Origin of the sequence: Actinomyces sp. MRS3W (assembly GCF_032465695.1) — a bacterium.
Lineage (GTDB): Bacteria > Actinomycetota > Actinomycetes > Actinomycetales > Actinomycetaceae > Actinomyces.
In genome coordinates, this window is sequence record NZ_JAWDJJ010000227.1 from 1 (window position 1) to 11,013 (window position 11,013).

Annotated in this window: 7 protein-coding genes; 1 reads left to right on the plus strand and 6 read right to left on the minus strand. The window is 68.8% G+C overall.

Translation table 11 applies throughout. The annotated features are described in order from the left end of the window. On the plus strand, positions 1-1,498 hold a 1,498-nt coding region (locus RWX45_RS08670), incomplete at its 5' end, for a HAMP domain-containing sensor histidine kinase (protein WP_316023329.1). A gap of 137 nt (positions 1,499-1,635) precedes the next feature. Here RWX45_RS08670 and RWX45_RS08675 read toward each other — a convergent pair. The 6 genes from RWX45_RS08675 to RWX45_RS08700 form a co-directional block, all read right to left on the minus strand. Continuing rightward, a complete protein-coding gene (locus RWX45_RS08675) occupies positions 1,636-2,151 on the minus strand; it encodes a PH domain-containing protein (RefSeq protein ID WP_316023330.1) in 516 nt (171 codons plus the stop codon). Positions 2,152-2,304: 153 nt separating this feature from the next. After that, positions 2,305-3,189 carry a phosphatase PAP2 family protein gene (locus RWX45_RS08680; protein WP_316023331.1) on the minus strand — a complete coding sequence of 295 codons (885 nt, stop codon included), beginning with the start codon at positions 3,187-3,189 and terminating at the stop codon, positions 2,305-2,307. Positions 3,190-3,280: 91 nt separating this feature from the next. Beyond that, positions 3,281-4,249: a class C sortase gene (locus tag RWX45_RS08685; RefSeq protein ID WP_316023332.1), complete on the minus strand. Its 969-nt coding sequence runs from the start codon at positions 4,247-4,249 to the stop codon at positions 3,281-3,283. Between the two features lie 246 nt (positions 4,250-4,495). Then, positions 4,496-6,076 (minus strand): SpaH/EbpB family LPXTG-anchored major pilin, encoded by a 1,581-nt coding sequence (locus RWX45_RS08690; RefSeq protein WP_316023333.1) that lies wholly within the window; start codon positions 6,074-6,076, stop codon positions 4,496-4,498. A 114-nt stretch (positions 6,077-6,190) separates the two neighbouring features. Next, positions 6,191-8,944, minus strand: a complete 2,754-nt coding sequence (locus tag RWX45_RS08695) for a CshA/CshB family fibrillar adhesin-related protein (RefSeq protein WP_316023334.1) — start codon at positions 8,942-8,944, stop codon at positions 6,191-6,193. A gap of 374 nt (positions 8,945-9,318) precedes the next feature. After that, positions 9,319-11,013 (minus strand): methyltransferase (locus RWX45_RS08700; protein ID WP_316023335.1); only part of this gene is annotated, 1,695 nt, incomplete at its 5' end.

The following is an 11,013-nucleotide window of genomic DNA, read 5'->3' on the forward strand; positions in this document are numbered from 1 at the left end:
GCTCACGCCCGCCTCCGATCGCGCGGCCGCCCGCCGCCAGGGCGCCGCCCCAACCGGAGGCGGAGCGGCCACCGACCAGCCGCCCGAGAGCCTGGCCGGCCCCCCGGCCTCCCCCAAGGATGACGTACCCATTGGCCTGGACGCCGTCGGCCAGTCCACCGGCACCCTGACACTCATCGCAGCCGGTGACCGCGACGGCGCCACCTCCACCGTGACCGCCGGCTATATCGACGACACCGGCACCTACCGCACCCTCACCGATGCCGAGTGCGAGGCCCTGCTGTCCCTGGAGGTCACCGGCAAGCCGGTGACGGTTTCCATCACCTCTCTGGGCAACTACCGCGTGCTGGTGACCGAGGACGCCACCAGCGGCGACGTCGTCGTCACCGGGCTCTCCACCACCGCCGATGAGGCCCTGATCCGCACCCAGCTGCTCGCCCAACTGCTCATTGGGCTCGCCGGGGCGCTCATTGCCGCGCTGGCCGGCAGGGCAATGATTCGTCGTTCGCTGGCGCCGCTCGAACGCGTGGCGGACACGGCCGAACGGGTCGCCTCCCAGCCGCTCGCGCGCGGCGAGGTGAGTATCCGGGAGCGGGTCGACGCCGCCGATGTCGCCTCCTCGCAGGAGATCGGCCAGGTGGGCACCGCCCTTAACACCCTCCTCGGGCACGTCGACGACGCACTGGCGGCCCGCCAGCGCAGCGAGACACAGGTGCGCCAGTTCGTCGCCGATGCCTCGCATGAGTTGCGCACGCCGCTGGCGTCGATCCGCGGCTACACCGAGCTCATCCAGCGCAGCGGCGCGGATACCGTGTTGCCCGAGGAGGCGGTGCACGCCTTGGAGCGGGTGCACTCGGAATCGGTGCGGATGACGGTGCTGGTGGAGGATCTGCTGCTCCTGGCCCGGCTGGACGCGGGCCGCGAGCTGGAGCGCGAGGAGGTCGACCTGGTGGAGATCCTCGTGGACACGGTCTCCGATGCGCGGGCCGCCGGCCCGGATCACACCTGGGAGTTACACCTGGAGGTCCTCGATTCGCCTCCTGGGATGGATCCGGTGACGGCCGATGACTTCGTGCCCGAGCCGCCGCTGGTCATGGGCGACGAGGCGCGCCTGCGGCAGGTCATGGTCAATCTGCTCGCCAACGCCCGCGTGCACACGCCCGCCGGTAGCCGGGTGACCACGACCCTGTCGCGTCAGCACGACGGCGAGCTCGTCATCACGGTCGCCGACGACGGACCGGGCATTGATCCGGCCGTGCGTGAGCGCATGTTCGAACGCTTCGCGCGGGGGGACGCATCCCGGGAGCGCCGCACCGGCTCCACCGGCCTGGGCATGAGCATTGCGCTGGCGATCGTGCAGTCCCACCACGGCACCCTGACCGTGGACTCCCGCACCGACCCCGCGGACCACGGGACCACCTTCACCGTTACCCTGCCGGCGACGCTGCCGGAGACACCGCCGACCATCCCGCCATCCGATCCCGCCACCGCCCACTGATGCTGAGACCGGCGCGTCATTAGTGCCGGTTTCGGCGCGTCATTAGTGCCGGTTTCGGCACGTCATTAGTGCCGGTCTCGGCACGTCATTAGTGCCGGTTTCGGTGAAGGAGGGAGGACGGTGGTGGGCAGCCTGCGTCAGTCGTCGGGGTCGGCGTTGACGGCGCCCTCAACGTCGTGGAACAGCAAGTTGGAGATCTCCACCTGCACCATCTCAACGTCGGGAACGTCAACGAGGACGAGCGGCTCGTCCGCACTGGTCTGCAGGGAAAGGCTGCCGCAGCCGAACATGCGATCGGTGATGCTGCGCTCCTGCTGGACATCGGAGATGCGCGACAGCGGCAAGTCGTGTCCGACCTTGTTGAAGATGCCGGAGCGAGTGATGACGCGCTTGGAGGTGACCGTGTACGTCGTCGTCCGCCAGCGCAGCCACGGTATGAAGAAGATGGGGACGATGGCAACGAGGACGAGTGCCCACAGTGCGATGAGCGCGCCGCCGCGCCAATCCGCGTCCGGGATGAGCACGGTGATGACGGCGCCGATGATCAGCAGGGCCATGAAGATGAGGATGCGCCACAGCAGGACTTTGGGATGCGTGCGCATGTGGCGCACGACGATTTCGTCCTTACTGAGAAGCTTACGGGGCAGAGCCATGCCCCTAGTGTGCCACCCGGTGCGGCAGCGCGCCCGCCCAACCGAGAGCGCCTCACTCCACGAGCACGCCCGTCAAACCGCGAGGACGCTCCTTAACCGTCCAGCGCGCGCCCCGGGGGCGCGTCCTCGGCGGCGAAACCGCATGCTCGAGGGTTACCCCGCGTGCTCGTCCCGTCTTCCTGCGACGGTGTCCCTGGGCGTGAGCAGGGCGAGCGCTGCCATCGCCGTGGCGGACATGGCCACCGTGCCGACGGCGCCGGCCGCGTAAGCAACAAAGGCCACCGACCGGGTTGCGGCCTGGGCGGCGCCGAGAACACTGCCGGCGTCGATGGCGATCATGGCCCGCCAGGTGAGCACCTCCAGCGCCAGGGCCGCCGCGGCGGCGAGGATTCCGAGTCCGCCGAGGACGGCGGCTGCTGGCACTCGCCCCGGTGCGGACGGCTCCGGCAATTCGTCCCCCCAGGCACCGCAGGCGACCGCGACGGCACCCCAGGCGACGGCCAGGAGGATGGCGGCAACGACGTCGGCCGGGCGATGCCACTGGCACACGAGGGTGGAGTAACCCATGGCTGCGGTCAGCAGCGCCCCGGCCCAGGCCGCGGGCCCTCGCCACCGGGGCCCGACGACGAGGATGAGCGCGACCGCGGCAGAGGCGGCGACGGCGGTATGCCCCGAGGGCAGGGTGTTGGCGCCGCTCGCCTTCTCCGACAGCCCATAATCCGGCCGCGACAGGATGAGGTATTTGAGCAGCTGGGCGGAGATGTTGATGGCGACGACGGCGCCCGCCGCCCACAGTGCACGTCGGCGGCTGCCCCGCCACAGGGCTCCGATGAGGACGACGAGCACGAGTCCGACGGCTGCAGGCAGGGACACCACGTGCAGGAGGTTGCGGGCATGGTCTGAGACGAAGTGGGCTCCGATGCGCGAGCCGTCCAGTGCCACTCGTTCCATGAGCTGCCCGGTGGGGCGAGTGACCAGCAGCCACCAGGTGGCCGCAAACCCGCCCGTGCAGGCGGCGGCGAGAACGGCCGCCAGCACGCGGGATCGATGTTGCGCACGATTGCGCTGCTGTTCAGGGAGGTTCGCTGTCATTGGGCCCGGATCATACGGCGTCGGAGCGTTGCGTGGGCTAGGAGGATCCTGAGTCCTCGGCGTCAGCGGATGCGGCAGCGTCACGCGACCGAGGCGCTGCCCGGCGGCGGCCGCCCGAATAACCCGACCGCCACACGTACACACCCACCAGGATGAATCCTGCCGCTAGCCCGAGCGCCCACCAGGGGAAGGAGGGAACCGTGGGTGCCTGGCCGGCGGCGTCGAGGTCCTCCTGCGGGGTGGGGTAGATGCGCTCGCCGGTAACCAGGATGCGGTGGGTGTTGATGCCCAGGGGCGTGCACGTGACCAGCGTGACCAGGTCCCGGTCCTCCTGCGCACGCAGTGCCTCGGTCTCATCGGGCTCGACCACCTTGGTGTCGATCACCTGGTAGGTGAGCACCTCACCGAACACCTCAATGATGAACTTGTCTCCCTCCTCAACCCGGTTGAGGTCGGTGAACATGCGGGCGTCGGCCAGACCGCGGTGACCGGTGATGACCGAGCGGGTGCCTACCCCGCCCACCGGCAGGGACGTACCCTCCAGGTGCCCCAGGCCGGCCAGCAGCGTCTCATCGCTCGTGCCGTGGTAGATCGGCAGGTCGAGGTCGATGGCCGGAATGCGCAGCCGCGCCATGAGGCCGGCGCCGTTGGCATCCAAGATCGAGTTGTAGTCGAGGGCGTCATCCCCACCGCTTCCGGCACCGGTAGGGATGTTGGTGTTGGCCTCAAGCACCGCGCCGGAGGACAGGGCGTCGTTGTAGGCGTGCGCCTGGGCAAGCTGGACGGCGGCCTCGGGGTTGGCGGTGTCGACGTCGGCGTCGTAGGAGGTGATGATCTTGGACTGGTTGTACTGGGTGACCCAGGCGGCGACGGTCGGGTAGGCGAACAGCAGCATCCCGGCGATCGCCAGGACTGCGGGCAGGAGAGCCAACGGCTGCAGTCGCCATTTCCGGGGGGTGGCGTCCGGCTGGGCGGCCGGACGACGACGTCGCACGCGTCGACTCATGGGGTCTCCTCAAGTGGCTCGGTGAGTAGGTTGTGAGCTTGTTAGCTGCTGGGTTCTGGATGGGGCTGTCGGCGCGGTCGCCGTATCCCGGATGCGAACCTGCGGTTGCCGCCTGTCTTACTGCGCACCCTATGCACTCCGCCCGCATGCGCGTGGCGGGCAGACCCGGATGAGCCTGCCCGCCACGCGCATGCAACCGTGCGGATTGCTAGGGGCTAGTCCCGCTTGTACGGGACCCTGCCCATATCAGTCCTGGGTGCGTCGACGGTTGCGGACCACGAGGACCGAACCGGCGGCGAGGAGGACCAGTGCAGCACCAATGAGCATCATGAGCAGTCGGCCGTTGGCACCGGTGAGCGGCAGGTTCGGAACGTTCTGCTTGGTGTTGTCGATGGTGATGTTGTCGGCGGTGGTGGTGCCGGCGGTGATCTTCAGGGCCGTCTTGGCGGCGTCACCGGTGGGCAGCGTGTAACCGGCCGGGGCTGCGGTCTCAACGAGCACGTAGCAGTGGGTGGTGTTGTCCGGGGAGATCTCGTCCTCGGTCTGGCCGGCCTTGCCGACCTTCTTGTCCACGAACAGGCCGGCCAGGTTGATCTGACCGTTGGCGTCGGAGGTGAAGGTGTCCACCCCGTTGATTGAGATCGGGTCGCCGGTGGCGGTGGTCTTGTCGCAGGTGTCGGCGAAGGGCTCGGAGGATTCGTACACCTGGAAGGTGGCGCCGGCCAGGGCCTTGCCGTTGTCGGCGTCGGCCTTGGTGATGACGGCGTTGCCCCAGTTGGAGACGACCGGGTTGGTCGGGGTGTCCGGCGGGTTGTCGCCGCCCTCGGTGTCCACGAACAGGTGGGCGGTGTTGGGGATGTTGCCGGACTCGGTCACCGAGTTGGCGGTGGCGGTGAAGGTGATGACCAGGGAGGAGTTCGGCTTGGTCTTGAGGAAGGCGCGGCCCGCCTCGTTGAACTCGACCTTGAGGTTCTTGCCTTCGGTGACCGTGTAGTAGCTGGAGTCGACGGTCTCGCCGTCCAGCGTCACGGACGCCACCTTGCCGTCGGTGAGGGCGTCGTTGAGCGGGTCGGTGACGTAGAAGGCGGTGAACTGGTCGCCCTCGGCGATGCTCGGCACGGTGGCGGTCACCGGGAAGCTGAGCTGTGCGGCGGTCTGCAGGCCGTTGGCCGTGACCTCAATGCCCTTGGTGGGGGCGAGGACGACGGTGTTCTTGGGGTACACGTCAATGGTGTACAGCCACTCGTTGTCGGCGGTCGTCGAGCCGTTGTTGGTGGTGTTGTTCGGGAAGGGGATCGTCACGAGGAAGGGGGCGGCCTTCTTGGCGACGTTCGCGGGTGCCGAAGTCTCACACACCAGGTAGGCGGACACCGACAGACCGGAGATGGTGGTGTCACCATCGGCGTTGGTGGCGGCGGAGGCGGTGCCGGAACCGAAGGCGGCGGCAGTGCCACTGGGCAGCATCAGCGAGGGCGTCGAGTAGTCGGCGCCACAGGCGTCGGCCGGGACGCTGAGCTCACCCAGACCATCCCAGGCGGCCTGGGTGGTGAGGTCCAGGTTGGTGATCGGGTAAGCCGTGAAGACGACGTCGGCCACGCCCGTACCGGTCTTGTCGGTGGTGTCGTTAGGCGTGCCGGGCCCGTCATTCATCGAGCCGCTCTCGAGCTTGTGGATGTTGAGCGTGCCGGTGGCGTCCGGGTCGATGTTGCCCGGGCCAGCGGGAGCGGCGGCCGCCGTCGTGGCGGCACCGAGTCCGGCCAGGGCCAGGGCAAGCGCCCCAGCTCCGGCGGCGACGCGGCTCGCCAGCGTGCGAGTGCTGGTGTTCATGGGTTGGGATTCCTTTCATCTGCACCGCCGACGGCGGCGCGCATGAGGGGTTAATCGAAATCTGGTGGTATGAGGCCGGCTGCCGCCCGTGCGGTCACCATGCCGGCACGGGGCTCAGCTCTGGACGTTTAGCGCGCGGCGCCTCCTCACAAGTCCAGCGGCGAGGGCCAGGGCGGCCAGGACGCCCCCGCCAATGAGGAAGGTGTCGGCCCCGAGGCCACCGGTGAGCGGTAGACCGGGAACCGTGGTCTTCTCGTTGGTGAACGCCGTCGCGAAGCTGTAGTCCAGGGCATTGGGCAGGATGCGGAAGGAATGGCTGGTGGTGTCGAGTACGTAGCCGGCCGGAGCCTTGGACTCGGCGAGGGTGTAGTCGGCGTCCTCGTTCCAAGCCAAACCGGCCACCTTGAAAGCACCTGCGGCGGGGTCGGCGTCGTAGTAGGCGGCGGAACCGGCGGCCTCGGCACACGCCTCGGCGGTGTCAGCGACGCAGTCGGTGATCGTCACCGGCTCATCGCTGCCGGGCAGGGTCAGCTGCCATTCGGAGCCGGCCAGGGCCTTGTTGTTGTCGGCATCAACCTTCTGCCAAGTGACGGTGCCGGTGAGGCGCTCGTTGATGACGTCCCCGTAATTGAAGTCGAGGCCGCCCTCAGTGTCGGGGCCGATGGTGAACTCGTGAGACTGTTCATCGAGTTGGTAGCCGTCAGGGACTGCGGACTCCGTGAGCGTGTAGGTACCCCAGGGCAGTTCTGTCAGGGAGAAGTGCGCCGCTTCAGGGTCCTGATCCGTCCAGGGCTGGTTGGAGCAGCTGCCGATGCAGTCGGTGATCGTGGTGCCATCTGGAACGTTCGGGCCGGTCAGGGTCCATTCGGTACCACCGAGGTCGTTGCCGGAGTCGTCGACCTTGTGCCAGGTGATGGAGCCGGGCCGGTCGGCGTTGGTGAAGGTGCACACCGTCAGGGTGGCGTTGGCCGTGGTGACGTTCGGGTTGTCCTTGCTGACTCCGGCGACGGCGGTGGCGGGAGTAGCGCCAGCCGTGTCCTGGGTGCAGGTCAGGGATTCCCACTCATACCCGTCCTGGGCGATGGTGGTCGTGCCGGACTCGGCCAGGGCGTAGCTGCCGGCGTCGACGTAGCGGGTCTGGCCACTGGTGTAGGTCAGCGCGGTGTTGCCCGCTGTCGCGGTCAGATCCCAGTCGGTTGCCTCGGCGGTGCCGCCGTAGTTGTTGGTGACCTCCTTGACCAGCCGCAGCTGGGCGGGCAGGTTGAGCAGGTAGTCCTCCACCTCGCCGCCGACGGTGACGCCGGTGGGCTTGCTCTCCGAGTCGTTGGTGGAGGCGCGCAGGCGCAGGTAGGTGACCGTCTGGTTGACCAGGTTGGTGTCGACGGGCGCCTGGGGCACGGTGAAGGTGAGGTCGACGCTGCCGGAGGCGGGGCAGGCCTGGGTGTCGGAGGCCTCGTCGTCGGAGAAGACGCCGTCGCCGTTCCAGTCGATCCACCCCTGGATCTTGCCGTCGCCGCCGCAGCCGACACCGGTGACCCGGTAGGTCCCGGTCTCCCCGTTGAGGACGTCCACGGGCAGCAGGGCGCCCTGCTGGATGCTGGAGCTGCCGTCCAGCGCGTCCTCATCATCGACGCCGTTGCTGTCGTCGCCGTCCGCGCCGGAGGAGAAGTGCTGGGAGGTCTCGGAGTCGATGCGCTGCCCCAGGTGCACGGTGGAGGGCGGCTCATTGGTGATATCGGCCAGGGTCATGTTCCACACGCTCTGCCCCTGCCAGCCGGTGTTGCTGAGGGCGGTGCCGGTGGTCCAACTGGGCTGGAAGAGCGCTCCGGCGGTGCCGTAGGACTCCGGGGCGTCACCGAAGTCGGTCTCGATGACGACGCCGAGCGCTACGGCGGTGTAGCCGCGGCCCTGGATCTCCACACCGGCGGAGGTGGCACCCTTCATGAACATGACGGTCGCCGGGCCGTTGCCGCTGCTCGGGCGGTCGTGATTGCCGTTATTGGCATAGGCGCACTCCTGGCCATTGGGGCTCATGCGCATGAAGTTCGTGTACTGCCCGTCCCACCAGTTCTGCTGGCTCTGAGTCGTAATGCGCACGTCGGTGCTGCAGCCATTGCGGAGGCGATCCAGGGCGTACCAGGTGACGTTAGACGCATTGGACGCGGGGGCGGCCTGAATCCACTCGGCCTGGTTGTCCGGGCCCGCTCCCGATGACGTGGATGAGGCCTCGGCGTCGGCGAAGACAAGTCCCTGCAGCGGCACCTCCTGGCCGTTCAGCGTGGCGGTGCAGGAGAAGTCAAAGGACAGCCGGGCGTGGTCCGTGGTGTTGCGCAGGCCGATGACCATCTGGTTGTCATTCGCGTATTGCTCGGGGAAGGCGCCGGGCGCCCCGTTCCCCGTATTCCAGTGGCCGGTGCCACCCACGTTGTACAGGTCATCAAGGACGTCCCCCGCCCAGTCACCGGGCGTGTAGGCCTTGAGGCCGGTGCGCACATAGGCCTTGTTCTCGTCATACCCGTAGCTGTCGAAAGACCCGCCCTCACTGGTCCACTGCCGCAGGTTCCCGATGGTGCAGGTTGTCACGAGCGTGCCGGCATCACCGAGGTCACGGGTGCTCTTCACCTCCTGGGGCACGTCGACACCGGGGGTGAGCAGGACCTGGTTCTTGGTACCCCACTGAATCCACTGAATGTCGTTCTTGAAACGGCCCTCGCCGCCGGTGGCGAAGCCCTCCGCCACCGTGCCGGCCGCCTCGGCAACCGACAGTGAGGCGCCGACCATTCCAGTGGCCGCCAATGTGGCGCAGGCAACGACCACCGCGGTTCGGCGCGCAGCCTTCCGGAAACGGGCAATGGATTGGGCAAGCACTGCTGGGCTCCACTAGTTGCATGGAACGGAGGGAAAACCGTTCTGACCTGGCGTGATGCCGGCACCGCGCCGGCGATGTGCATGACGGTAGCGGGAGCACCCAGCGGATGCGGCACTCGTACTTTTCTGTGCCTATGCTGTGGCTGACGAGTGACAGTGGTGACCCTGCCGCGTCCCAACGGTGTCCCAGACGTGAGAAAACGTTGCAATGACGCGACATTCAGTCGAACTCATATATTTCCATCGGTGGTCGCGCGACGCGGTCTGCACGGTTGAGGCAGGGTGGCACCCGTATGGGGCCGACCGGGGATTTCAATCAGTCGCCGGTGGCCTTCAGCTCATCTGCGACCGCGACGCCTCTCCGTTTTCCCCAGCTACTCCCACCGCAGCAGCCCGTCCGCCAGCAGACTGCGGGTAGCGCCGACCAGCCGCGTCTCGAGTTCGGCGGCATCGGCGTCCGTCAGCGCGGCCACGGCGGTGGCGATCTGCCCGACGCTCAGTTCGCCGTCGGCCACCTCCACCAGTGCTGCCAGGGCCGTGTCGGCACGCACCGTGCGGGCGAAGCCGCCGCCCTGGCGCAGCAGGATGAGGCTGGGATCGCTGTTCCCGGGCCGCAGATGGCGCTCCTCGGTGACGTCGGGGGCGATGACGGGATGCAGGGCGGCAACGTCGGCGTCGCTCATGGCGGCCAGGCGGCTGCGGGACTCCACCGCCGCGGTCACGTGCGGCCCGAGCGGACCGGAGGGCTGGGAGCCCACCTCTTCCAGCACCCGCCAAGGGGCGCGCCCGGGGACGTCATGCTCGCTATGCCCGGCCGGCCTGGCGCCCTCGGCGCTCCCGGCGTCGGCCGCCTCGACGCCCTCGCAGACCGGACGGTGCAGCACGATATAGCCGAAGCCGACGGCCTGAACGCCCCGGGACACGAAGTCGTCGGTCCAGGCGCCCAGGGCGGACTCAAACCCGCCGCGGTCCCGTTCAGGGGTGGTACCGCCGTCGCGCAGCCACATGGTGGCGTACTCGATCGGGTCCTGGACCTCCCGCTGGATGACCCAGGCGTCGGTGTCATCCGGCAGCCAGGTGCTCACACGATCACGCCAGTCCTGGTCGCTGTGGTGCTCCCAATTGCCGAGCATGACGACGACGCCGCCAGGGGTGAGGTGCTCGCCGAGGGCGGGCAGGAGCGTGGGCAGAACCGGTCCGCCGGCGTCGCGGTACTCCATGAGCGGCAGTCCGGCCGCGCGGACCGCGGGCGGTGTAATGACGAAGGGCGGATTGGTGGCGATGAGGTCGAAGCGCTCACCTGCCACCGGTTCAAGGAAAGAGCCTGCGCGCAGCTCGAGGCGGTCGGGGTCGGCGCCGGCCAGGGCCGCGTTGAAAACGGTGAAGGCCAGTGCCCGCTCGGATATGTCGGTGGCAATGACGTGTTCGGCGTGCCGCAGCAGGTACAGGCTCTGGATACCGCAGCCGCACCCCAGGTCGAGGGCGCGTCCCACCGGGGTACGCGGGGTGAGGGAGGCGAGTGTCAGCCCGGCACCGCCGATGCCCAGGACGTGGTCGGGGGCAAGCTGGCCGTCGGATACCAACTCCCCGAAGTCCGAGGCGACCCACCAGCGCACCGCTCCGACGTCGTCGCGGGCCTCGTGGGGACGCAGGTCAACGGTGGCTCGGATCCAACCGCCTCCGTCGGGGGCAGCGGCGGGGGCGATGGCATCGAATCCAGGGCGCTCCGCCGCACGGCCGACGTCGGACGCGGCGATGATCCGCATGCGCGCGGCTCCCGCGGCGCCGGTGCGGGGCAGGACGGCGTCGAGCTCCGCGGCGCGCACCGGCTCACCCAGCATGAACAGAGCGGTGAGCACGGCGACGGGGTCGGGCGCGCCGGCCTCACGACCCGCCTCGAGGGCGGCGCGCACCACGCGCACAGCGGGGTAGCGCAGCTCGCGGTGCAGGGCGGCGTCGACGGCGGGTCCAAGCAGCCGGGCGACGGCGTCGACGCCCCAGCCGGACTCCTCCAGGTCGGCGCGCAGGGCGGTGGCCTGCGCGGTGGAGGCCACGGGTGGTGGGGTGGG

Excerpts from the sequence above, each read along its gene's own strand:
- RWX45_RS08685 (WP_316023332.1), bottom strand. The coding sequence starts at position 4,249 with ATGAGTCGACGCGTGCGACGTCGTCGTCCGGCCGCCCAGCCGGACGCC.
- RWX45_RS08675 (WP_316023330.1), bottom strand. The coding sequence starts at position 2,151 with ATGGCTCTGCCCCGTAAGCTTCTCAGTAAGGACGAAATCGTCGTGCGC.
- RWX45_RS08690 (WP_316023333.1), bottom strand. The coding sequence starts at position 6,076 with ATGAACACCAGCACTCGCACGCTGGCGAGCCGCGTCGCCGCCGGAGCT.